This window comes from Algoriphagus sediminis, from assembly GCF_030403435.1.
Classification (GTDB): Bacteria; Bacteroidota; Bacteroidia; order Cytophagales; family Cyclobacteriaceae; genus Algoriphagus; species Algoriphagus sediminis.
In genome coordinates this window covers 250013-272744 of the sequence record NZ_JAUEPH010000006.1, presented here as the reverse complement: position 1 = coordinate 272744, position 22732 = coordinate 250013, and the positions used below count along the sequence as shown (strand labels likewise).

Annotated in this window: 35 protein-coding genes; 1 reads left to right on the top strand and 34 read right to left on the bottom strand. The window is 41.5% G+C overall.

The genetic code is table 11. The annotated features are described in order from the left end of the window. Window positions 1–4: 4 nt before the first annotated feature. From QVH07_RS14870 to QVH07_RS14860, 3 genes are read right to left on the bottom strand one after another with little or no spacing between them, the layout of a single operon-like run. On the bottom strand, window positions 5–1162 hold the full coding sequence (locus QVH07_RS14870) for a DUF4249 domain-containing protein (RefSeq protein WP_290001833.1): 1158 nt from the start codon (window positions 1160–1162) through the stop codon (window positions 5–7). Continuing rightward, complete coding sequence (locus tag QVH07_RS14865; protein ID WP_290001831.1) at window positions 1162–3897, bottom strand: TonB-dependent receptor; 2736 nt, start codon at window positions 3895–3897, stop codon at window positions 1162–1164. Before QVH07_RS14865 ends, QVH07_RS14870 begins: the two co-directional genes overlap by 1 nt. Continuing rightward, window positions 3894–4622: a hypothetical protein gene (locus QVH07_RS14860; RefSeq protein WP_290001829.1), complete on the bottom strand. Its 729-nt coding sequence runs from the start codon at window positions 4620–4622 to the stop codon at window positions 3894–3896. Before QVH07_RS14860 ends, QVH07_RS14865 begins: the two co-directional genes overlap by 4 nt. An 88-nt stretch (window positions 4623–4710) precedes the next feature. On the opposite strand from QVH07_RS14860, the gene QVH07_RS14855 reads away from it, so the two are divergent. Then, window positions 4711–5622 (top strand): sugar phosphate isomerase/epimerase family protein, encoded by a 912-nt coding sequence (locus QVH07_RS14855; RefSeq protein WP_290001827.1) that lies wholly within the window; start codon window positions 4711–4713, stop codon window positions 5620–5622. 10 nt (window positions 5623–5632) lie between these two features. On the opposite strand, the gene cysM is transcribed toward QVH07_RS14855, so the two are convergent. From cysM to rpsS, 31 genes are all read right to left on the bottom strand, one after another. After that, the gene (gene cysM, locus QVH07_RS14850) at window positions 5633–6511 is read right to left on the bottom strand and encodes a cysteine synthase CysM (RefSeq protein WP_290001825.1); all 879 of its coding nucleotides are present in this window, start codon (window positions 6509–6511) and stop codon (window positions 5633–5635) included. A 1-nt stretch (window position 6512) separates the two neighbouring features. Then, window positions 6513–7343: a serine O-acetyltransferase gene (locus QVH07_RS14845; RefSeq protein ID WP_290001823.1), complete on the bottom strand. Its 831-nt coding sequence runs from the start codon at window positions 7341–7343 to the stop codon at window positions 6513–6515. A gap of 16 nt (window positions 7344–7359) precedes the next feature. Beyond that, the gene (locus tag QVH07_RS14840) at window positions 7360–7911 is read right to left on the bottom strand and encodes a hypothetical protein (RefSeq protein ID WP_290001820.1); all 552 of its coding nucleotides are present in this window, start codon (window positions 7909–7911) and stop codon (window positions 7360–7362) included. Further along, window positions 7892–8179 (bottom strand): FtsB family cell division protein, encoded by a 288-nt coding sequence (locus QVH07_RS14835; protein WP_290001818.1) that lies wholly within the window; start codon window positions 8177–8179, stop codon window positions 7892–7894. The genes QVH07_RS14840 and QVH07_RS14835 overlap by 20 nt, the downstream gene beginning before the upstream one ends. 89 nt (window positions 8180–8268) lie before the next feature. After that, a complete protein-coding gene (eno, locus tag QVH07_RS14830; RefSeq protein ID WP_290001816.1) occupies window positions 8269–9552 on the bottom strand; it encodes a phosphopyruvate hydratase in 1284 nt (427 codons plus the stop codon). A 19-nt stretch (window positions 9553–9571) separates the two neighbouring features. Then, complete coding sequence (gene carA / locus QVH07_RS14825; RefSeq protein WP_290001815.1) at window positions 9572–10669, bottom strand: glutamine-hydrolyzing carbamoyl-phosphate synthase small subunit; 1098 nt, start codon at window positions 10667–10669, stop codon at window positions 9572–9574. A gap of 109 nt (window positions 10670–10778) precedes the next feature. Next, window positions 10779–11417, bottom strand: a complete 639-nt coding sequence (gene rplQ / locus QVH07_RS14820; protein WP_290001813.1) for a 50S ribosomal protein L17 — start codon at window positions 11415–11417, stop codon at window positions 10779–10781. Between the two features lie 6 nt (window positions 11418–11423). After that, window positions 11424–12413 carry a DNA-directed RNA polymerase subunit alpha gene (locus tag QVH07_RS14815; RefSeq protein ID WP_290001811.1) on the bottom strand — a complete coding sequence of 330 codons (990 nt, stop codon included), beginning with the start codon at window positions 12411–12413 and terminating at the stop codon, window positions 11424–11426. Window positions 12414–12446: 33 nt separating this feature from the next. Further along, window positions 12447–13052 carry a 30S ribosomal protein S4 gene (gene rpsD, locus QVH07_RS14810; RefSeq protein ID WP_290001810.1) on the bottom strand — a complete coding sequence of 202 codons (606 nt, stop codon included), beginning with the start codon at window positions 13050–13052 and terminating at the stop codon, window positions 12447–12449. An 18-nt stretch (window positions 13053–13070) separates the two neighbouring features. Further along, window positions 13071–13469: a 30S ribosomal protein S11 gene (rpsK, locus tag QVH07_RS14805; protein WP_290001807.1), complete on the bottom strand. Its 399-nt coding sequence runs from the start codon at window positions 13467–13469 to the stop codon at window positions 13071–13073. A 15-nt stretch (window positions 13470–13484) separates the two neighbouring features. After that, on the bottom strand, window positions 13485–13862 hold the full coding sequence (gene rpsM / locus QVH07_RS14800) for a 30S ribosomal protein S13 (RefSeq protein WP_290001805.1): 378 nt from the start codon (window positions 13860–13862) through the stop codon (window positions 13485–13487). Between the two features lie 3 nt (window positions 13863–13865). Beyond that, on the bottom strand, window positions 13866–13982 hold the full coding sequence (gene rpmJ, locus QVH07_RS14795) for a 50S ribosomal protein L36 (RefSeq protein ID WP_009034194.1): 117 nt from the start codon (window positions 13980–13982) through the stop codon (window positions 13866–13868). Window positions 13983–13988: 6 nt separating this feature from the next. Continuing rightward, window positions 13989–14207: a translation initiation factor IF-1 gene (gene infA / locus QVH07_RS14790; protein WP_290001796.1), complete on the bottom strand. Its 219-nt coding sequence runs from the start codon at window positions 14205–14207 to the stop codon at window positions 13989–13991. A gap of 1 nt (window position 14208) precedes the next feature. Next, window positions 14209–14982: a type I methionyl aminopeptidase gene (gene map / locus QVH07_RS14785; protein ID WP_290001793.1), complete on the bottom strand. Its 774-nt coding sequence runs from the start codon at window positions 14980–14982 to the stop codon at window positions 14209–14211. A 1-nt stretch (window position 14983) separates the two neighbouring features. Further along, window positions 14984–16303, bottom strand: coding sequence for a preprotein translocase subunit SecY (secY, locus tag QVH07_RS14780; RefSeq protein ID WP_290001791.1), 1320 nt, complete (start codon window positions 16301–16303; stop codon window positions 14984–14986). Then, on the bottom strand, window positions 16303–16752 hold the full coding sequence (gene rplO, locus QVH07_RS14775) for a 50S ribosomal protein L15 (RefSeq protein ID WP_290001789.1): 450 nt from the start codon (window positions 16750–16752) through the stop codon (window positions 16303–16305). Before rplO ends, secY begins: the two co-directional genes overlap by 1 nt. A 2-nt stretch (window positions 16753–16754) precedes the next feature. Beyond that, complete coding sequence (gene rpmD, locus QVH07_RS14770; protein ID WP_290001786.1) at window positions 16755–16934, bottom strand: 50S ribosomal protein L30; 180 nt, start codon at window positions 16932–16934, stop codon at window positions 16755–16757. A gap of 5 nt (window positions 16935–16939) precedes the next feature. After that, window positions 16940–17458 carry a 30S ribosomal protein S5 gene (gene rpsE / locus QVH07_RS14765; protein WP_290001784.1) on the bottom strand — a complete coding sequence of 173 codons (519 nt, stop codon included), beginning with the start codon at window positions 17456–17458 and terminating at the stop codon, window positions 16940–16942. A gap of 6 nt (window positions 17459–17464) precedes the next feature. Next, the gene (rplR, locus tag QVH07_RS14760) at window positions 17465–17815 is read right to left on the bottom strand and encodes a 50S ribosomal protein L18 (RefSeq protein ID WP_290001781.1); all 351 of its coding nucleotides are present in this window, start codon (window positions 17813–17815) and stop codon (window positions 17465–17467) included. Window positions 17816–17821: 6 nt separating this feature from the next. Beyond that, a complete protein-coding gene (gene rplF, locus QVH07_RS14755; RefSeq protein ID WP_290001779.1) occupies window positions 17822–18379 on the bottom strand; it encodes a 50S ribosomal protein L6 in 558 nt (185 codons plus the stop codon). A 9-nt stretch (window positions 18380–18388) separates the two neighbouring features. Continuing rightward, window positions 18389–18784: a 30S ribosomal protein S8 gene (gene rpsH / locus QVH07_RS14750; RefSeq protein ID WP_290001775.1), complete on the bottom strand. Its 396-nt coding sequence runs from the start codon at window positions 18782–18784 to the stop codon at window positions 18389–18391. A 79-nt stretch (window positions 18785–18863) separates the two neighbouring features. Beyond that, a complete protein-coding gene (rpsN, locus tag QVH07_RS14745) occupies window positions 18864–19133 on the bottom strand; it encodes a 30S ribosomal protein S14 (RefSeq protein WP_290001772.1) in 270 nt (89 codons plus the stop codon). A gap of 2 nt (window positions 19134–19135) precedes the next feature. Continuing rightward, complete coding sequence (rplE, locus tag QVH07_RS14740) at window positions 19136–19696, bottom strand: 50S ribosomal protein L5 (RefSeq protein ID WP_290001769.1); 561 nt, start codon at window positions 19694–19696, stop codon at window positions 19136–19138. Further along, a complete protein-coding gene (rplX, locus tag QVH07_RS14735; protein WP_290001765.1) occupies window positions 19689–20027 on the bottom strand; it encodes a 50S ribosomal protein L24 in 339 nt (112 codons plus the stop codon). The genes rplE and rplX overlap by 8 nt, the downstream gene beginning before the upstream one ends. A 2-nt stretch (window positions 20028–20029) precedes the next feature. Further along, entirely contained in the window at window positions 20030–20395 is a 366-nt protein-coding gene (rplN, locus tag QVH07_RS14730) for a 50S ribosomal protein L14 (RefSeq protein ID WP_290001763.1), read from the bottom strand. Window positions 20396–20397: 2 nt separating this feature from the next. Next, window positions 20398–20661 (bottom strand): 30S ribosomal protein S17, encoded by a 264-nt coding sequence (gene rpsQ / locus QVH07_RS14725; protein ID WP_290001761.1) that lies wholly within the window; start codon window positions 20659–20661, stop codon window positions 20398–20400. A gap of 18 nt (window positions 20662–20679) precedes the next feature. Next, complete coding sequence (gene rpmC, locus QVH07_RS14720; RefSeq protein WP_290001757.1) at window positions 20680–20862, bottom strand: 50S ribosomal protein L29; 183 nt, start codon at window positions 20860–20862, stop codon at window positions 20680–20682. An 8-nt stretch (window positions 20863–20870) separates the two neighbouring features. Further along, window positions 20871–21290, bottom strand: coding sequence for a 50S ribosomal protein L16 (gene rplP / locus QVH07_RS14715; protein WP_290001755.1), 420 nt, complete (start codon window positions 21288–21290; stop codon window positions 20871–20873). A 24-nt stretch (window positions 21291–21314) separates the two neighbouring features. Further along, a complete protein-coding gene (gene rpsC / locus QVH07_RS14710; RefSeq protein WP_290001754.1) occupies window positions 21315–22043 on the bottom strand; it encodes a 30S ribosomal protein S3 in 729 nt (242 codons plus the stop codon). Window positions 22044–22051: 8 nt separating this feature from the next. After that, a complete protein-coding gene (gene rplV / locus QVH07_RS14705; protein WP_290001753.1) occupies window positions 22052–22450 on the bottom strand; it encodes a 50S ribosomal protein L22 in 399 nt (132 codons plus the stop codon). 2 nt (window positions 22451–22452) lie between these two features. Then, window positions 22453–22731 carry a 30S ribosomal protein S19 gene (gene rpsS / locus QVH07_RS14700; protein ID WP_290001750.1) on the bottom strand — a complete coding sequence of 93 codons (279 nt, stop codon included), beginning with the start codon at window positions 22729–22731 and terminating at the stop codon, window positions 22453–22455. Window position 22732: the final 1 nt, after the last annotated feature.

The window sequence follows — 22732 nt, the reverse complement described above, 5'->3', positions numbered from 1 at the left end:
ATTTTCAATCCTCCCAAAATTCTGGTGGAACATTGGAGCCACGGCGTGTGCAATCCACACAATTCACAGGAGCTGTTAGGTACCCAATCGGATTAAAACCGCCTTCAGGAATAATCGGACGAACCGGTAGAATAATTCCACTCTGAAGCTTTGTAGGGTAACTTTCTATGAAAACCGTGTCCTGAGAAATAAAACATCCCACGTATTCAGGTATCTCCTCCAGGCCCCAAGGGATAACTTCACGGTTATCGATAAAAAGTCTCTTCTGCCTAACTTTCCCAAGACTAACCTGACCGATCACGGGAGCTGAAGGATCCTGATCAAAGCTTATATTTCCTCCAATGAGAGAGGGTAAAGGGCTGAAAATGGATCCAAGATCGTCGGTATTCTTTTTCAAAATCTCCCAAAACTCAGAATCTTCCTCAGAAAGTGCCTTCTGCGAAATCAGGATACTGTACCTAACCGATAGCTTTTCATCGCCTTGTTCGATTTGAGAAATAGACTGTCTGAAGACAAACTGATCTTCAAATCGAGAAGAAGTTTCTAACAATAGGTCAGAATTTGGAGAAACTTTATAGCAAATGTCATTTCGCTCTTCATCTCCCCTGATAACTACATCTTGAACATCCGGATCATATTTGAAAGGACTAGATATCGCTGGTCGAAATGCCCAGGCCTCCTCATAAGTCCAGAGGAAGTTATCCGCGTTTTCATCTCCTTGGGTAGTGATAAATATCTCCACTCCTGTTTCATTTTTCACAAAACCCGCATCAATTATATCAGGAGTGATTATCGGTCTTAGCTCCTCAGAGGTATAAGAGTTTCCGTTTCTCAAAAATATCCTCAATCGATAAGTGTCAACTTCAGGAATATCCGTTTCGTGTAAATACTCGCCCTGGCCAATCTCGGTGAGGGGAAACTGATTCCCACTCGAACTTTCTAGAAAAATCGATGCACCCAGCAGTCCAGAATTATCCTGGATTGGTCCATCTAATTCGGACGTAAAACTCAACTTTAAAATACTGGGACTCCCATCAGAATCCAGATAACCCTCCACTACCAAAACATTCTGATCGCTAGGTTCAATGTCTGGCTCAAAAGGCTCACGACAAGCAAGTATCAAAAGTAGGAGTAATGAAAATATGGTGACTTTATGCTTCATCAAAACCTGAAATTATAAGTGATGAAAGGAATAGGCCTTGCGAAAATCGAAAGTTGGAAGCCTTTAATCTCACCTTCAATAGGGGTATAATAGACCGAATATGGATTACTTCGTCCGAGAAGATTATACACACCAAATGACCATGAGGCGTGCGCAACCTTATTCACCTTGTGGTTTCCTTCCAGGTTCACTGAGAAGTCTATTCTGAAATAATCTGGAATTCTGTAGGCATTTCTTTCTGAAAAAAATACTCGCTCCGACCCAGCATACTCAAACTTTGAAATTGGCAAGGTTACCGGCCGGCCGGTGCTGTAGTTAGTATTAAGTGTCGTGTTAATTCTTTTGCTGAGTTCATAATTCAGTGCCAAAACAACATTATGAGGCTGATCATAATTGCTTGGGTAAAACTCCCCATTGTTGACTTTTTCAATGCTTGGATCATCTGAGGTTTTGAGGAAAGAACGAGAAAAAGTGTAGGCCAGGGAGCCTCTCAAATCACCCACATTTTTCTTAAGCAAAAATTCAATGCCATACGCCCTGCCATCTGAGTTCAGCACATCCTGTTCAATATTTTCATTTAAGATCAAGGTGGCCCCGGATCGAAAATCAAGCAAATTCCGCATGTATCGATAATAAACCTCCGCACTAAATTCCACTTGGCCTCTGGCTAAATTTCTATAATAACCCAAAGAAGCCTGACCTCCCGTTTGAGGTTTGATATAAGTATCACTAAGCTTCCATGAATCTGTCGGCGCTATTGCCGAAGTATTGGTAAGGAGATGAAGGTTTTGACGATTTGTATTAAAGCCAGCCTTTAAAGATGACTGATTATCCAAAATGTATCTGGCAGAAACTCTAAACTCAGGCCCATGATAAGTCTTTACAGATTCACCACTTCCGAAACTTCTTTCGCCAATCACGTTGCTATCCGTAATTGGGGCTCCCGGGACATATTCATTAATAGTTTGCTGCCCATACATATTATAAAACATGTATCTGCCACCATAGCTAATGCTGAGTTCTTCGTTGATAGTAAATTCATCCCCAAAGTAGATAGAGAATTCTCTGGCCCTTTCCCTTTCTAAATCCTGCTCAATCAAAATAGATTCAGGTCCAAAGGGTTGGATTGTCCCTGGATCTAGGTCGTATTGAATGGCATGGAACCCAAACTTAAAAATGTGGTTCTCATTTTTTCTGTATTCGAAATCAGAGCGCAAATGAAACTGCTCGACTTCAAAACTGAAATCAAAAGAGTTCAATGGGTTTTCAATACCAATAATCCCAAATTCATAGCTATCGTACCCAAAAGTGAAACTACCCTCTAACTGATCGTTGAAGAAGTGTCTCCAGGTACCTGCCACATTAAAGTTCCTGTAGTTAAAAGTGGTATCTGGGTCAAAACTAAAGTCGTCCTGGCTCAAGTAGCCTGTGAACTCCAGAATATTTTTTTCATCTATTTCATGACGGATATTTGCATTCAGATCATAGAAAGAAACATCACTCCCGTTTAAGTCTGTCTCATCTTCAAGAAGATTCAAAACCCAATCAGAATAAGTAGCTCTACCTCCTATTTTGAATGTGGTATTCTCAGAAATCGGCCCTTCCAGACTAAGCCTCCCAGTCAAAAGACCGATTCCTCCACTCCCAGAAAACTTTTCTTCATTCCCAAAATCAGCATCTATCTGGAGTACCGATGATAGTCGACCCCCATAGTTCACAGGTATGGAACCTTTGTAAAGCTCTACGCCAGATGTAAGATCTGCATTAAATGCCGAGAAAAACCCAAAAACATGGCTTGGGTTAAAAACCGTGGATTGGTTATACAAGATCAGATTTTGATCGGCAGCGCCACCTCTTACATTAAAGCCCACGCTAGCTTCTCCAACCGTATTCACCCCGGGAGTAGTAAGAATCCCTCTTACCAAATCCACCTCTCCAAGTACAGCAGGAAGTCTTTTGACTTCGTCAATGGAAATGGCCTGAACTCCCATATCAAGTTTCTGAATATTGGATAAAGCTCCGGAACTAACCACCACTTCATCAAGAGACAAGACTGTCTCAGCAATTCTCATATTCAGCTTTCCATCACCAAGGAGGTTTATTTGCCTTTGCTCCTGAAAACCTCCAATATTTTGGACCACCAAAGTATGCCTTCCTTTTGGTAAGGTAAGTTCATAGTAGCCATCGGGACCTGTAACCATTTGGTTGTAATTCACCCTCTCAAGAACAATAGCTCCTTCCATGGGCTCCCCATTTTCAATACTAGTGACAATCCCACTTATGGTCGCACTGGATTTTTCAGGATCATCCGTTGATCGCCCGATAGTATAAAGCTTGTTTCTTGCAAAACGGTCAACCGAATCTACTATAGAAGTCTCGTCATCTGATCTTTCCTTAATTTCAAAAAACTGGGGGCTGAAATTCATCTGCATCCGGGATTCGGAAGAAATCCAAACTCCCAATTCACCGTCAATGGTGTACTTAAGGTTAGTCCCCGAAAAAATCTCATCCAGGGCGTTCGGTAGTGATGCATCGCTCAGCTGAAGGTTCACCCTTACATCTGCCACATCCTTCTGCCTGAAGTGGAATTCATAGGAGGTCTGATTCTCTACAGTATTGGCGAATCGCTCAAAATTCATTTGGGCAAATAATCCGGATATCCTTTCACCACCGCTTTGGGCGAAAGCCGCAAATCCAAAAAAGTTTAAAAAAAGAAGAAGAAACAGCTTTCTCATTCTACAAAGCCATTAAATGAAGTACTGTTCTTCGAATGAAAAGCAACCAATTTCGCGAGTGAGCCAGGGATGTCTTGGTTAAACTTATAACTGTTTAGGTCCAGTTCTTTTCTTACTTCCTTTTTATTGATTCCTAATGCTTTAATTGCAGTTTTCAATTTTTCGACCTTTACAAAATCATCCTTGTACCACAGGAAATAATCTTCATACTCTCGAAACTCGAATAAATTTTTTTCGATTTCCTTAGATGGCTTAAGCTCCTTAAAGTACTTGGTCAAAACTTTTAAGTCATCACCAGCCACCACTCTGTAAAAACCATTCTTGTCTTTATTGTAATCCGAATTACCTTCAAAATATTGAAACTCTTCGTTTTCAAAAATTCGAAAGGCTTCCACCTTTTCGGGCTTAAAAAGAATTTTCTGTTTATGGATAGGATGAAATGTAATCAGGTGATCATTGAAGGAATCATACAGTAAGGGGACCTCCTCATAATCTATCCCGTTTATGGATAACAGACCAAAATCAAAATGTTGCGATTTGTAGTAAGGCTCTCCTCCGTAAGTATTGCTTGCAAAAGCATATTCCCCTCCAGTGATCAATTCCTGAAAATACGGAAGTTGGTTTTGATACAATGCAAGAAATGAGTCCGAGACTTCAGGTTCCTGGGCTCGAACCGACCATCCCAAAAGCATGAGTGAAACAGAAAAAAAAACTATTTTTATCATTGAGCCGAATACATAGCTATTTTAACCAAAGGGTTTTGGAAAGATGAGACAGACTACATGAAACTTAACTCTAAAAAAATTCAATCCTATGACCGATCGTAGAAAAGTTCTAAAATCTCTTGCATTAGGGGCAGCTGTGATGCCATTGACCACTAACATCAGTCATGCCAAACCAAAGAAAACCACCAACTTTCTTTTTTCCCTAAACACCAGCACCATTTCCGGGCAAAATTTAGGACTGCTAAAAACCTTAGAAACCGCAGGAAAAGCGGGCTACGATGGAGTGGAAGTTTGGATAAGAGATTTAGAGGGCTTTTTAGAAGGAGGCGGCACTCTCCAGCAGGTCAAACAATCCCTACAAGACAATAAACTTCAGGCATTTAGTGCCATAGGTTTTGCGCGATGGATGGCTCAGAATCCTGAAACAAGCAAGGCGGGATTCGAGCAAATGGAGAGAGAGATGAACATGTTGGCTGAAATAGGTTGTACACGAGTAGCTGCCCCCGCCATCGGTGCAGAAGCACCTGTAGATCCATTTTTTGGTGGGGAGAAATACGCTGAGTTATTGGAGTTAGGGAGAAAAACAGGAGTCATGCCTCAGCTGGAATTTTGGGGAGCCTATGAACCTTTTCACCACTTAAGCCAAGCTTTGGCGGTAGCCGCAGCCGCAAATGATCCTGATGCCAGACTTTTACCTGATATTTACCATTTATACCGTGGTGGTTCGGGCTTCGATGGACTTAAGTTGATCAATGGAAATGCTATAGAAGTATTTCACTTAAATGATTACGGAACTCAGATTCCAAGAGAAGAATTAGAAGATAAGCACAGAGTTTATCCGGGGGATGGAGTGGCACCGATTACTGAAGTCATGGAAACATTAAGCGCTATGGGTGGTACAAAGGTTTTATCGCTAGAGCTTTTCAATCCAAGTCTTTGGGAAATGGATGCCGATGTGGTCGCCAGCACAGGTTTGGCAAAAATGAAGGCTTTTGTTTAAAACTCCAGAATCAAGCAAATAGATCAGAACTCAAATACCGGTCTCCACGGTCGCAGGTGATACAGACAATCAGGCCTTCTTCGAGTTCTTCGGAAAGTTTGATAGCCGCTGTCAAAGCTCCACCACTACTCATACCTGCTAGGATTCCCTCCTCCTTGGCCATGCGGCGAGTCATTTGGGTGGCTTGGTCTTGGGACACATCGATCACCCTATCCACTCTTTCCGCTTCAAAAATTTTAGGTAAAAATTCTGGCGACCACCTTCTGATTCCCGGAATTCTAGATCCATCGGTCGGCTGAGTTCCTACTATTTGAATATTGGGATTTTTCTCCTTAAGATAGCGGGAAACACCCATAATGGTACCCGTAGTACCCATAGCAGAAACGAAATGGGTAACCTTTCCATCGGTATCATTCCAAATTTCCGGTCCGGTAGTTTTATAATGAGCGAGGTAATTATCTGGGTTTCCAAACTGATTAAGCATGTAGTAACCTTCCTTCTCGTTCATTTCTTCTGCAAGGGTACGAGAATATTCAATGGTTTTGGCAGCAGGAGTCAAGATGACTTTGGCCCCATAGGCTTCCATGGAAAGAACTCGCTCCCGAGTAGAGTTGTCTGGCATAACCAGTGTCATATCCAGTCCAAGGACCTTTGCAACCATGGCCAGGGCAATTCCGGTATTTCCACTGGTAGCCTCCACTAGCTTATCTCCCCTTTTAATCTCTCCTCTATCTAAGGCGGATTGGAGCATATTGTAGGCTGCTCTATCTTTCACGCTACCTCCGGGGTTTTGCCCCTCCATTTTACATAGAATCCTAACCTTGGGGTTAGTTGGGATAGCTTCAAGTTCTACCAACGGAGTGTTCCCGATTAATTCAAACAGCTTCATACTAGTCGTTTTTAAAAATGTATAAATCTGTTGAGGATGAATCGGCGTGATGCATTTGGGCTTGGTAATAGACCTTTGAACCGGGAACTACTGACTTGGTGAGCCACACATTTCCCCCGATAGTACTTCCTTTTCCGATAATGGTTTTACCGCCCAAAATGGTAGCTCCTGCGTAGATTACCACTCCATCCTCAATGGTTGGATGTCTTTTGCTATCTGCATCTGCCTTGTCCACGCTCAATGCTCCGAGGGTCACGCCCTGGTAGATTTTGACGTGATTTCCGATCACTGTGGTTTCACCAATAACCACTCCAGTACCGTGATCAATACAGAAATGATTGCCGATCCTTGCCCCAGGGTGGATATCTATCCCTGTCTTACTATGAGCAAATTCTGTAATAATTCGAGGGATTAGTTTGACCCCTAATTCATGGATTGAATGTGCGAAACGATATGCTGCTATCGCAAAGAATCCAGGATAGCTACGGACTATCTCAGTTCTGCTTTTGGCTGCAGGATCACCCTCAAACATCGCATCAATGTCTTTATTGATAGCGTCAAAAACACCTTCAAGCCCCTTGAAAAAATCTTCAGAAATTTCCTCACCCTTTCCATCGCATAATTGTGGATTTCTTTCAAGGAGAGAAGTAAATACCTCTTTAAGCCTTTCCAGTTCTTCTTCGATACCCTCAGCATCTTCAATTCTTTTTACGGTGAACTCAGGGAAAAGCAAACCCAAAAGTTCTGAAAAGAATTCTTGTACAGCCTTCGGAGATGGGCAATCGCTGCAATCGCGATGGGCTGCCTGAAGCTTTTTTAGGAAAGAGTTCATAAATAGGTTAGGTGTTCTAAAGTACGAAACCCACTCTGATCACATAAGGTTCGCCATAAGGCGATCTTAAATTGTCATGAAGCACATTATACAGGAAGGTGAAGTTAGCACCACCATTTCTTCCAAATGGAGCAAAGTACCCCCCACCCAGGAATAATGCATTCGACCAAATTCTCTCGAACTGATCTGAAATCACATTGTAATTATCAAAATTAATGCTTTCGAATTCCCCATGTAAGAATATGTTTGGAAGTACATTATACCTGGAGAAAATTCTTCCACCATAGCTGGAAGTTTGTCCTCCCACATATCTTCGATCATCGAAAAACTGATAGGTGACCCCTATCCCGGAAGAAAACTTTGGTGTGATCATCACTCCTACCAAAGGTGAAATATCTATCAGCGTGACTGTACCGAACTGCATGCCAAAGTTTCCTCCGTAATAAAGTCGATCTTTCAGTGGAGGTTTCTCCTCTAGATCGATCTCCCTTTGTGCCAAAGTGCCAAAGCTAAACCCCAGAAAAAAAATAAGGGATAAGAAGGCTAATTTACTTTTTGACGATAACATATAAATCCTCAGTTTTCTTCTTCATCAAGTATTGCTCACGTGCAAACTTCTCAAGAAGTTCAGGATTACTAAGTAATTCTTCTCTCTGAGCCGTGATGATTTCCTTCCTTTCTTGGTAATACTCCTTCTGATCTTCCAGATCTCCTAGCTTCTTACTGAGTTGATACTGATTCACCAGATTATTCGAATCAATGAAAATCATCCAAAAAAGGAAAAAGAGAGTTCCTAAGATATAGTTGTTCTTGGCGTATTTAAAAATTTGCTTCATGGGAGAAAGAGTTGTGAAAATATAGGAACAAAAATGATGCAAAAAAAAAGCAACCCGAAGGTTGCCTTTACATTTTGTTCTGCTAAAACTTATTTCAATTTACCGATAAATACGGCAGCATCACCCAATTGCTCCTCAATTCTTAGCAATTGATTATACTTAGCCATTCGATCCGATCTGGAGGCAGACCCGGTTTTGATCTGTCCGCAATTCAAGGCTACCGCCAAATCAGCAATAGTGGAATCTTCTGTCTCGCCTGATCTATGTGACATTACCGCCGTGAATCCTGCTTTATGGGCCAGGTTCACCGCATTGATAGTCTCGGTCAAGGTTCCAATCTGATTCACTTTAATCAAGATGGAGTTGGCTGAATTTTCGTCAATTCCTCTCTGAAGGAACTTGACATTGGTCACGAATAGGTCATCCCCTACTAGTTGAACCTTGTCACCGATTTTTTCAGTAAGCATAGCCCAAGCTTCCCAATCTTCTTCCGCACAACCATCCTCGATGGAGTCAATCGGATATTTTGAAGTAAGTTCTGCCAGATAGGCTACCTGTTCTTCACGAGTTCTTACGACTCCTGTATCTCCTTCGAATTTCTTGTAATTGTACTTTCCGTCTTCGTAAAACTCAGATGCAGCACAGTCAAGCGCGATGGTTAAGTCTTTTCCTGCTTCGTAACCTGCCTTAGAAATAGCATCTAAAATAGCTCCTAAAGCTTCTTCTGTACCTCCGGAAAAGTTTGGCGCGAATCCACCCTCGTCTCCAACGGCTGTGACCAAACCTTTGTCATGAAGGATTTTCTTCAAATTATGGAATACTTCAGTTCCCATTCGGATAGCTTCAGAGAAAGTTTCTGCTCCTACAGGGCGAATCATAAATTCCTGAAATGCAATCGGTGCGTCCGAATGTGATCCTCCGTTGATAATATTCATCATGGGAACAGGGAGTAAATTGGCATTCACTCCTCCAACATATCTGAAAAGAGGCTGTCCCGCTTCCATTGCTGCAGCTTTGGCTACCGCCAAAGAAACACCAAGAATAGCATTTGCACCCAGGTTACTTTTATTAGGAGTTCCATCAAGCTCAATCATTATCTGATCGATAAGGTTTTGCTCAAAAACATCAAAGCCCACCAATTCAGAAGCTATTTTATCATTCACGTTTGCCACTGCCTTCAACACACCCTTACCTAGGTAAGTGCTTTTATCTCCATCTCTCAGCTCCACTGCTTCATTTACACCGGTGGAAGCGCCACTAGGCACCGCAGCCCGGCCAAAAGCTCCATTTTCAGTGATTACATCTACTTCTACAGTCGGATTTCCTCTTGAGTCAAGAATCTGACGGGCATGAATTGATTGAATTAAAGTCATAGGTTTAAAAGATTTGTTATTAATTTTTTTTGATTAAAGAAATGAAGTCATCAAAAAGATACCTGGAATCGTGTGGTCCTGGAGATGACTCAGGGTGGTATTGGACAGAGAATGCAGGCTTATTTTTCAGCTTGATTCCTGCCACCGTATTGTCATTCAAATGCACATGGGTTATTTCAATTTCAGGGTTGCTTTCAGCATCTTCCCTTGTAATATTAAAACCATGGTTTTGAGATGTAATTTCAGATTTACCTGTTAGGAGGTTTTTAATCGGGTGATTTATTCCTCTGTGGCCATGGTGCATTTTATAGGTCGTAATACCAACGGATTCAGCAAGAATTTGATGCCCGAGACAAATTCCAAAAACAGGCTTATTCGTCTCAAGAATTTCTTTAGTAGTTTCTACTGCATATTCCATTACTGCAGGGTCGCCCGGTCCATTGGAAAGAAAGTAAGCATCCGGCCCCCATTCCTCCATTTCACTCAAACCAGTTTTAGCTGGGAACACCTTACAATAAACGCCCCTGTCAGCAAGATTTCGAAGAATATTCTTCTTGATACCCAGATCCAGACAAGCTACTTTGATAGGAGCAGATTCGTCGCCGAAATAGAATGGTTCCTTAGTGCAAACTTCTGAAGAAAGCTCCAATCCATTCATGTCAGGGAGTTCGTCTAATTTGGCTTTCAAGCCATCAAGATCACCTTCAAAATCTGAGCTGATGATCGCATTCATGGCTCCAGCAGATCGAATATGCCTTACCAGTTTTCTCGTATCAATATCAGCGATACCAGTTATTTCATACTTTACCAAATAATCCTGGAGGGAGCCTGATGCATCCACTCGAGTATGTATTTGAGAAAAACTATTTACCACTATACCTCCGATGGTTGGGTGATCAGATTCAACCTCTGAATCAATTACACCATAATTTCCGATGTGGGATGTGGTGGTCACTATGATTTGGCCGGTGTAGGATGGATCTGTGTAAATCTCCTGATAACCAGTCATTCCGGTATTAAAGCAAATTTCTCCGCCATTCGTACCGGGACTTCCGATCAGATTTCCATGAAAAACGGTTCCGTCTGCGAGTAGAAGTGTAGCCTTTTGCTTGGTCATTTTAATGATTTTGCCCAAAGTTAAATAAATCTCCGAAGCTATAATTCCTCAAACACAAAAAAAGGATTGAACTAATGCCCAATCCTTTTTCTATCGTAAACTGTTCCAATTACTTGTCGTCAGTTTTTTTATCATCTTCCTCTTCAGAAGCATCAGCTTCAGGAGTTTCATCTGCCTCAGCTGTTGGCTCTTCTGCCTTCACCTCTTCAGCGGTTTCTTCTACCGTCTCCACTACTTCTGCCTCAGGAGCTTCTTTTACTTCTGGAGTTTCCTCAACTACTTCTTCTACCGCAGTCTCTGCAGCAGGAGCAGCATTGGCCTTACTTCCACCGCCTCTTCTAGATCTTCTTGTAGTCTTCTTAGCTGGCTTAGCATCTTTCTGCATAAGTTCATTGAAGTCCACAAGCTCAATGATACACATCTCTGCGTTATCACCAAGTCTGTAACCAGTCTTAATGATTCGAGTGTACCCTCCTGGTCTCGTACCTACTCTTTCGATCACTTCACCAAAAAGGTCTTTGATTGCTTCCTTATTCTTTAAGTAGGAGAAAGCCATACGACGATTGTGAGTAGTATCCTCTTTAGCTCGTGTAATCAATGGCTCCACATATTTCTTCAATTCTTTTGCTTTAGCAAGCGTAGTAGTAATACGCTTATGAAGAATCAGAGAGGTCGCCATGTTAGAAAGCATAGCCTTTCTATGAGCTGATTTTCTACCGAGGTGGTTAAATTTCTTACCGTGTCTCATGATATTTTATTCTTCTTCAAGTTTATACTTTGAAATATCCATCCCAAAAGTCAATCCTTTCTCCTGAATCAACTGCTCCAACTCAGCTAAAGACTTCTTACCAAAGTTTCTAAACTTCATCATATCAGAAATTTCAAGCTTAGCAAGGTCTCCAAGAGTCTTCACATCTGCTGCCTTCAAGCAATTAAATGCTCTTACAGACAGATCAAGATCGCTCAATGAAGTTTTAAGAAGTTTTCTCATGTGTAGGAATTCCTCGTCGATAGGCTCTGGCTCAGTAATTCCAGTGGAATCAAGAACCATAGTCTGATCTGAAAATAGCATGAAGTGCTGGATCAAAATCTTTGCAGATTCCTGAAGCGCTTTCTCAGGGTGAATAGACCCATCGGTAGTTACTTCAAGAACAAGCATTTCAAAGTCAGTCTTCTGCTCAACACGAGTGTTTTCTACACTGTACTTCACATTCTTGATAGGAGTGAAAACCGCGTCAATAGCGATAGTTCCGAAAACCTGCTCTTTTGGTTTGGACTCTTCAGCTGGTAAGTATCCTCTTCCTTTTTCAACCACAATCTCCATTTCGAAGGTTGCAGATGGATCTAGATTACAGATCACCTGATCTGGATTCAAGATCTCAAAAGAAGAAGTAAACTTTGCGATGTCCCCAGCTGTGAAAACTGATTGATTTTTGATTTCTACGGTGATCTTTCCATCAAAAGCTTCATGCACTTTTTTGAAACGCACCTGCTTAAGATTAAGGATAATGTCAGTTACATCTTCTACGACACCTTCGATGGTAGAAAACTCATGAACAACACCTGGAAGTTTAACACTGGTGATTGCATATCCTTCAAGTGAGGAAAGAAGAATTCTTCTTAATGCATTACCGATGGTAACTCCGTAGCCTTTTTCAAGTGGTTTGAAAGTGAAGAGTCCGTGAAAGTCATCGGCCTTTTCCATTACCACTTTTTCGGGCATTTGAAATGCTAGTATGGACATATAGTTTATTCTTTTTAAAGCTGAAAATAAATTTTACTTAGAGTAAAGCTCGACAATAAGTTGCTCCTTGATATTCTCAGGAATATCATCTCTGCTAGGAATACTGACGAATTTACCGGTCAATGAGGCCAAATCCCACTCTAACCAAGGATATTGCATGGCTCCTCTACCGGCTAAGCTACTAGTAATCGCTTCAAGCGACTTAGAACGCTCTCTCACAGAAACTACATCTCCTGGTTTCAATGTGAAGGATGGAATATTTACCACCTCACCGTTCACTAGGATATGCTTGTGAGAAACAAGTTGTCTTGCCCCTCTTCTTGTAGGAGAGATTCCCAATCTGTAAACCGTGTTGTCTAATCTAGCTTCCAAAAGCTGAAGAAGGTTTTCACCGGTGATACCAGACTTTCTAGAAGCGATGCCGAACATCTTAGCAAATTGTCTTTCCAATACACCATAGATGTATTTTGCTTTCTGCTTTTCAGCTAGCTGAATCGCATATTCAGATTGCTTCTTTCTTCTTCCTCTACCGTGCTGACCGGGAGGATAGTTCTTTTTCTGAAGTGCTTTGCTATGCCCTTCGATAGGCTCGCCAAATTTCCTGGCGATCTTGGATTTAGGACCTGTATATCTAGCCATTCTTTCTAATCTTTAATATTAAACTCTTCTACGCTTAGGAGGACGACATCCATTGTGTGGCATTGGAGTCACATCAGTAATGGTAGTCACGTCAAGTCCTACATTTTGCAAAGTTCTGATTGCAGACTCACGTCCGGAACCAGGTCCTTTTACAAATACTTCGATTTTTCTCAAACCTAAGTCATAGGCTACCTGACCACAATTTTGTGCCGCCATCTGCGCAGCATAAGGAGTGTTTTTCTTAGAACCTCTGAAACCCATTTTACCGGCAGAAGCCCAAGAGATTACCTGTCCTGCGTTATTGGTGATAGAGATGATGATGTTGTTAAAGGAAGCTCTGATGTGAGCTTGGCCTACGGCCTCCACCTTAACTACTCTCTTTTTACCCTTCGCTTTTTCGTTTCTTTTCTGAGCCATAATCTAATTCAGATTTTATTTAACTGCCTTCTTTTTGTTAGCAACAGTTTTTCTCTTGCCCTTCCTCGTTCTTGCGTTGTTCTTAGTCTTTTGACCACGCACTGGAAGACCTCTTCTGTGCCTCAAACCTCTGTAGCAACCTATATCCATAAGTCGCTTGATGTTTAGCTGGATTTCTGATTTCAGAACTCCTTCGATTCTAAATTCCTCAGAGATAATATTTCTAATGGCGGTTGACTCATCGTCATCCCACTCACCTGCTTTTTTATCTACGGAAATACCGGCCTTTTCTAAAATCGCTCTGGCTGAACTTCTTCCTATGCCGAAGATGTAAGTAAGTCCAATTTCGCCACGCTTATTGTCTGGTATGTCTACCCCTGCAATTCTAGCCATAACTTAACCTTGTCTTTGTTTAAACTTAGGATTCTTCTTATTGATGACATAAAGCTTTCCCTTTCTACGGATCACTTTACAGTCAACACTTCTTTTTTTGATAGATGCCTTAACTTTCATATCATTTTATTTATATCGATATACAATTCTACCTTTCGTCAAATCGTAAGGAGACATCTCAAGCTTTACTCTGTCTCCAGGTAAAATCTTGATATAGTTCATCCTCATCTTCCCTGAAATATGAGCGATCAGTTGATGCCCGTTTTCCAGTTCTACCTTGAACATCGCATTGGACAAAGCCTCTACGATAGTTCCATCTTGCTCTATAGATGTTTGTTTTGCCATATTAGAATTTAAAATTCTCCTCTATGTATTTATGGGTCGTTAAGACCTCAGTTTTATCTTCTAATATCGCCACAGTATGCTCATAGTGGGCAGAAGGTTTGCGATCCGCAGTGCGGATAGTCCATCCATCTCTCTCCTGAACAATATTCCTTGTCCCGAGATTTACCATGGGCTCTATGGCGATCACCATACCAGACTTGAGAAGAGGTCCACTTCCGCGCTTGCCATAATTCGGAACTTCCGGTGCTTCATGTAGATTTTTGCCAATCCCATGTCCTACAAGCTCTCTGACTACTGTATAGCCTTTGGCTTCGACATATTTTTGGATCGCATTACCTACATCACCGAGACGATTCCCAACGACAGCACGCTCGATTCCCAGATATAATGAATCTTTAGTGGCTTTTAATAAAGCAATGACAGCAGGGGAGACATCACCAATAGGGTAAGTATAAGCGGAATCGCTATGAAAACCTTGGTGAAAGACTCCACAATCTACTGAGATTATATCGCCATCTTTCAATTCATAATCGCTGGGAAATCCATGCACGACTACTTCGTTCACAGAAATACAAAGTGAAGCAGGAAAACCGTTATATCCCTTAAAGGAAGGAACACCCTGGTGATCTCTGATAAACTCTTCAGCAATTTTGTCTAGAAAAGAGGTCTTTACCCCTTCTTTGACATGCTTGGCTACTTCTCCATGAGCTCTACCAAGTATGTCAGCACTCTCTTTTATTAACTGAACTTCTTCCGAAGTCTTATAATTAATCATATTATGCTACCTGATAATTAGAAGAATTATTCTTCATATTACCGCTTTTCATCATTCCTTCGTAATGACGCATAAGTAGATAGCTTTCTATTTGTCTCAATGTATCCATAATTACACCTACCATAATAAGCAATGAGGTACCCCCGTAAAATTGGGCGAATTCATTTCCTACTCCTGCAATGATTGCAATGGCTGGTAGAATCGCTACTACTGAAAGTAAGATGGATCCTGGAAGTGTAATTTTAGAAATAATACCATCGATAAACTCAGAGGTAGGAGCACCCGGCTTGATACCTGGAACAAAACCTCCATTTCTCTTCATATCCTCAGCTATCTGCTCAGGGTTTACGGTAATTGCCGTATAGAAGAAAGTGAAAATGATGATTAGCACAGCGAACAGCAAGTTGTATTGCCATGAAGTGAAATCACTAAACGTAGTACCGATGTAATTCGCAATGTCACTCTCACCTGCCCAGATCTGGGCGATCAAAGCTGGAACGAACATTAGAGACTGGGCAAAGATGATCGGCATCACACCAGAAGCATTCACCTTAATTGGAATGTATTGACGCTGCCCTCCATATACTTTACCTCCAACTACCTGCTTGGCATATTGTACAGGAATCTTTCTCACTGCCTCGGTCAAAGCAACTGTTCCTACTACTACAAAGAATAGAACCGCTGCTTCAATCAAAAGAAGTAACATTCCTGAAGTTCCTTTGCCAAGAACCTCTGCAATGATAGCACCAGGGAATCGGGAAATAATACCAATCATAATCAGCATGGAAATACCATTTCCGATACCCTTCTCGGTGATTTTTTCACCAAGCCACATGCAGAACATTGTACCTGCAGAAAGCAAGATCAATGAACTAGTCATGAAGAGAGGAGTACTGATCATCACGGCTCCCGTAGGAAGGATAGTGGCTGTAACATATCCTATACCCTGAGCAACTGTAATTGCAATGGTTAGTACACGAGTAATCTGGGTAATTCTCTTACGTCCAGATTCCCCATCCTTTTGCATTTTCTGAAAATAAGGTACTCCGACAGTCAATAGCTGCAACACAATGGAGGCAGATATATATGGCATGATACCTAAACCAAAGATGGATGCATTACTGAATGCACCACCAAGGAAAGTATCGATCAGCCCGAAAATACCCTCTGGTGCGTCATTCAGTTTTGAAGGGTCTACACCTGGTAAAACAATAAAGGATCCTAATCTAAAAATGATTAGGAACCCGATTGTATTGAGGATTCTTTCTCGAAGGTCTTCGATGGAGAAGATGTTCCTTATTGTCGAAATAAATTTTTTCATTAATCAATTTTATTTGCCGCGCCACCATTTTTCTCAATTGCAGCTGCTGCTGAAGCTGAGAACTGATGTGCTGTCACATCTAATTTGGCTTTCAATTCACCACCACCAAGAATTTTGATTCGATCATTCTTAGAAGCAACTCCATGAGCTACCAAAGTATCCAAGGTTACTGCGTCAAGATTATGCTTTTCGGCAAGCTCTTGTAGGGTATCTAGATTTACTGGCTTGAATCCAACTCTGTTGAAAGGTTTAAACCCAAACTTAGGAACCCTTCTTTGAAGTGGCATCTGACCACCTTCAAAACCCAGTTTGGTTTTATAACCTGATCTGGACTTAGCACCCTTATGACCTCTAGTAGATGTTCCACCTCGACCTGAACCTTGTCCTCGACCGATTCGCTTTCTATTTTTAGTAGAACCTTCTGCTGGTTTTAATGTATGTAGCTTCATAATTAAACTTCCTCTACTGTTACTAGGTGATTCACCTTCTTCACCATCCCATGGATTTGAGGCGTAGCCTCATGAACCACAGATTTATTGATTTTACCAAGCCCTAGGGCTGTAATAGTACCCTTTTGATCTTTTGGTCTGTCAATGGTACTTTTTACCTGAGTAATCTTAATCTTCGCCATGATTCTTAACCGTTAAATACTTTAGCCATTTTAACTCCCCTTTGCTGAGAAACAGCAATGGCATCTCTTAAATGAGTCAAAGCATCGATAGTCGCCTTCACCACGTTGTGTGGGTTAGATGAACCTTTTGACTTTGCAAGTACATCAGTTACACCAGCACTTTCAAGCACCGCTCGCATCGCACCACCTGCAATTACACCGGTACCAGGAGCAGCTGGCTTGATAAGGACGAAACCTCCACCATACTTACCTAATTGCTCGTGAGGAATAGTACCCTTAAGTACTGGAACTCTCACTAGGTTTTTCTTAGCATCTTCGATTCCCTTAGTGATAGCATCGGTTACCTCATTGGCTTTGCCAAGACCATAACCCACTACACCGTCACCGTCACCTACTACTACGATAGCTGAGAAGGAGAATCTACGACCACCCTTAACTACTTTCGCTACTCTATTAATAGCAACGACTTTTTCTTTAAGCTCTGTATCTGTAGCCCTGATTGGCTTTCTTCTTAGTTCAGACATCTTTGATTAAAATTTAAGGCCTCCTTCTCTGGCTCCATCGGCCAAAGCTTTCACATTACCATGGTACAAGTATCCGTTTCTGTCAAATACTACTTCGTTGACACCAGCAGCTACAGCTCGCTCAGCAAGCTTCTTCCCTACTTCTTTAGAAACATCCACTTTTACATTTTCTTTAGCACCAAGCTCTTTTGAAGATGCCTGTACCAATGTATGACCCTTAAGATCATCAACCAATTGAGCGTAAATACCTGAATTACTTTTGAAAACAGATAGTCTAGGTCTGGAATCTGTACCGGAAATCTTCTTTCTGATACCCTGCTTGATTCTAAGTCTTCTGGAACTCTTCTTAAATGCCATAACTTATTATTTTTTAGCGGCAGTTTTACCAGCCTTACGTCTAACTTGCTCACCAACGAAACGCACACCTTTTCCTTTGTATGGCTCGACTTTTCTCAGGTTCTTAATCTTAGCAGCTACCTGCCCGATCAGTTCCTTGTCATTACTGTTAAGGGTAATAATTGGATTTTTACCTTTCACAGTCTCCGTAGCTACTTTTACCTCTTCAGGAAGTGCAAAGAAGATATTGTGCGAATAACCTAGGTTAAGCTCTAGTACCTGACCGGCATTTGTAGCCTTGTAACCTACACCCACAAGCTCAATTTTCTTCTCGTACCCTTCAGAAACTCCGACAACAGCATTGCTGATGAGAGATCTGTATAGCCCGTGAAATGACTTATGTCTTTTCGATTCAGTTGGTCTTTCTAAAACCACCTGGTTTTCTTCTACTTTCACAGCGATATCCGGATGAACATCCTGAGTAAGCGTACCCTTTGGACCTTTAACAGTGACCAGCCCGTGAGCTGACACGTCTACAGTAACACCGCTGGGTAGATCTATTGGTTTTTTACCTATTCTAGACATGAGTGTTTATTAATATACGTAGCAAAGAACTTCTCCTCCGACACCTTCGACTCTGGCTTCTTTGTCAGTCATCACACCTTTAGAAGTTGAGATTACTGCCACGCCCAAACCGTTGATTACACGGGGTAGTTCAGTATGTTTTACATATTTTCTTAAACCTGGAGTACTCACTCTTTGCAGGCTTACGATTGCATTTTTCTTGGTAGCAGGATTATACTTCAAAGCAATTTTAATAGTACCCTGAGCACCATTATCTTCGAATTTATAATTCTGAATGTATCCCTTATCATGCAATACTTTCGTGATCTCCTTCTTCAAATTAGAAGCAGGGATCTCCACGATTCTATGAGAAGCCTTAATGGCATTCCTCAATCGAGTCAGATAGTCAGCTATTGGATCTGTCATTTTCTTTTTAGTCTAGCTCCGCCCAAACGGGGGGCAAAGTTACGAATTGATTCTTATAATAAAAACTACTGTCGCTATTTTACCAGCTAGACTTCGTTACACCAGGAATTTCGCCGTTTGCGGCCATTTCTCTGAAAGTAACTCTGTTGATCCCAAATTTCCTCATGTAGCCTTTCGGTCTACCGGTCATTTTGCATCGGTTATGAAGTCTTACAGGAGAAGCATTCTTTGGAAGCTTATCAAGCGCCTCGTAGTCACCGGCAGCTTTTAGCTCGGCTCTTTTCTTGGCATACTTGGCTACCAATCGCTCTCTCTTTCTTTCACGTGCTTTGATTGACTCTCTTGCCATGATTAATTCTCTTTATTTTGGTTAGCGAAAGGCATTCCAAACGCTCTTAGAAGCGCTAGGCTTTCCTCGTCTGAATTTGCAGTAGTCACAAATGTGATATCCATACCTGAGATTCTGTTCACCTTTTCGATGCTGATCTCTGGGAAGATAATTTGCTCAGCTACTCCAAGAGTGTAGTTACCTCTACCATCGAATCCCTTATCGGAAATTCCTTTGAAGTCTCTTACTCGAGGAAGAGCCACAGTCATAAGACGATCTAGAAATTCATACATTCTGTCACCTCTCAATGTAACTTTAGCTCCGATAGGCATTCCTTCTCTCAGCTTAAAATTAGAGATTGAATTCTTTGCCTTAGTAGACACTGCTCTTTGACCGGTGATAAGAGAAAGCTCTTCTACACCCTGATCCACTAATTTCTTATCAGCTACAGCAGCTCCGATACCTTTGTTAAGCACAATCTTGCTCAACTTTGGTACTTGCATTACTGAAGTGTACTGAAATTTCTCTTTTAGAGCTGGTACGATTTCTTCTACGTACTTTGCCTTAATTCTAGGATTAGCCATTGATCACCTCCCCTGTTTTCTTAGAATATCTAACTAGTTTTCCGTTCTCACCAGCTTTGCGCCCAGTACGGGTAGCTTCACCAGTTTTAGGATCTACAAGCATCAAATTACTGATATCGATAGAAGCTTCTTTCTTGTCGATTCCACCTTCAGGCTTAGCTGCAGTAGGCTTCACATGCTTTGTAATCATGTTCAATCCTTCCACAAATGCTCTCCTCTTACTTGTATCCACAGAAAGAACCTTTCCTGTTTTTCCTTTGTCGTCTCCCGAGATTACCTTCACAGTATCACCGGTTTTGATATGGAATTTTGCTTTTTTATTTCTTTCCATGATTACAGTACTTCTGGTGCTAATGAAACGATTTTCATAAACATCTTTTCTCTAAGCTCTCTAGCGACTGGACCGAAGATACGTGTACCTCTAGGCTCGTCGTTATTGTTTAGCAAAACAGCTGCATTGTCCTCAAATCGAATATAAGACCCGTCTTTACGTCTTATTTCTTTTTTGGTGCGTACGATTACCGCTCTAGACACGGTTCCTTTTTTCATGTTGGTGGAAGAGGCTGACTTTACTGTCACGACTACTTTGTCCCCAATGGACGCGTAACGCTTCTTGGTTCCTCCCAAAACTCGGATTACAAGCACTTCTTTAGCACCTGAGTTATCCGCTACACTTAGTCTGGATTCTTGTTGTACCATGATTACTTAGCCTTTTCAATAATTTCAACTAATCTCCAACGCTTGCTTTTACTCAGCGGACGAGTTTCTGAGATTTTAACGATGTCTCCAGGAGCACATTCGTTTTTCTCGTCATGAGCCATAAACTTGGTAGTTTTAGTAACAAATTTTCCATAGATACCATGCTTCTTGCGACGCTCAACGGCCACAGTGATGGACTTGTCCATTTTATTACTTACCACTTTACCAATTCTTTCTTTACGAAGATTTCTTTCAATCGTAGCCATCTTATTTTCTATTAGCTATTATTTGGCTGTCAATATCGTCTTCAATCTTGCGATTAGACGCTTTGACTCGCGGATTCTGTTTGGATTCTCAATCGGAGAAATGTTATGAGCAAACTGAAGTTTGGTCAAATTCTCCTTCTCAGCGACTATTCGCTCTTGGATTTCACTTGCGGAAAGTGAACGGATTTCTGAATTTTCCATAGGTTCTACTATTCTGCGTATTCTCTACGAACAACAAATTTTGTGCTTACAGGAAGCTTTTGCTGTGCAAGTCGAAGAGCTTCTTTAGCCGTTTCCATACTTACACCAGTTGCTTCGAATAAGATCGTACCTGGTTTGATTGGAGCTACCCAGTATTCTGGAGCACCTTTTCCTTTACCCATACGAACTTCCGCAGGCTTTTTAGTGATTGGCTTATCTGGAAAAATTCTAATCCAAACTTGTCCTTCACGCTTCATAGCCCTGGTCATCGCAATACGAGCTGCCTCTATTTGGCGAGCTGTAATCCATCCTGCTTCAAGAGACTTGATGCCAAAGTTCCCGAAAGAAAGCGTATGCCCTCTTTGCGCGATGCCTTTGACACGGCCCTTTTGCATTTTTCTATATTTAGTTCTTTTTGGCTGTAACATGATTCCTCAATAAACAGGTGAAAATTAATTTCTTCTTCTACGTCTTGGAGCTCCGTCACGCTTTGGACCAGCGTTTCTTCCTCCTTTTGGATCATTAGCCGAACCCTGGTTAGGAGAGAGATCTCTCTTACCATATACTTCTCCTTTGAATATCCATACTTTGATACCTATGATTCCATAGACTGTCAAAGCTTCAGATATTGCATAGTCAATGTCTGCTCTGAGTGTATGAAGAGGAATTCTTCCTTCTTTGTACATTTCAGATCTAGCCATTTCAGCGCCACCTAGTCTTCCTGAAAGTTTGATTTTGATACCTTCGGCACCTACTCTCATAGAAGCCGCGATCGCCTGCTTCATGGCTCTTCGGAAAGAGATCCTAGCTTGAAGTTGAGATGCGATAGATTCTCCTACTAGCTTGGCATCCAATTCAGGACGCTTGATTTCAAAAATATTGATTTGAATATCTTTGCCAGTAAGCTTCTTTAGCTCTTCCTTAAGCTTGTCTACTTCGGCTCCGCCTTTACCAATTACTACACCCGGACGGGCAGTGTGTACCGTAAGCGTAATTCTTTTGAGCGTACGCTCAATGATCACCTTAGATATACCTCCCTTAGGGATTCTGGCAAGGACGTATTTACGGATTTTCTGATCTTCGAATAGTTTATCAGCAAAGTTCCTCCCACCATACCAGTTGGAGTCCCAGCCTTTAACCACGCCAAGTCTAAATCCTATTGGGTTAATCTTTTGTCCCATGGTCTCTTTTAATTTGCCTTTTCGTTTGTTTCTACTTCATCAGCGGTCACGTCTTCTACAGAAGCATTAAATGCATCAACTACAAGAGTGACATGATTAGATCTTTTGCGAATTCTATGTCCACGACCCTGAGGAGCTGGTCTCAAACGCTTAAGCATTCTACCACCGTCTACCATGATCGTTTTGATATACAAGTCTGCTTCTTCCAGTTTTTCATCTGGATTTTTTGCCTGCCAGTTAGCCACTGCAGATAACAATAGTTTCTCAAGTCTCGCCGCTCCCTGGTTAGGAGTGAACTTAAGGATGCTAAGTGCTTGACCTACTCTTTTTCCTCTTACTAAGTCAGCGACAAGTCGCATTTTGCGGGTAGAGGTAGGAACATTATTTAATCTTGCTATTGCTTCCATGATTATCTCTTTCCTTTATCTTTTTTAGCAATGTGCCCTCTAAAGTTTCTGGTAGGAGCAAATTCACCTAGCTTATGACCTACCATGTTATCTGTGACAAATACTGGAATAAACTTATTTCCATTATGCACAGCGAAAGTATGTCCTACGAAGTCTGGTGAGATCATGGATCTTCTTGACCAAGTCTTGATGACAGATTTCTTGCCTGACTCGTTCATCACATCCACTTTCTTCATCAGGTGGTGCTCGATATAAGGACCTTTTTTTAATGATCTTGCCATG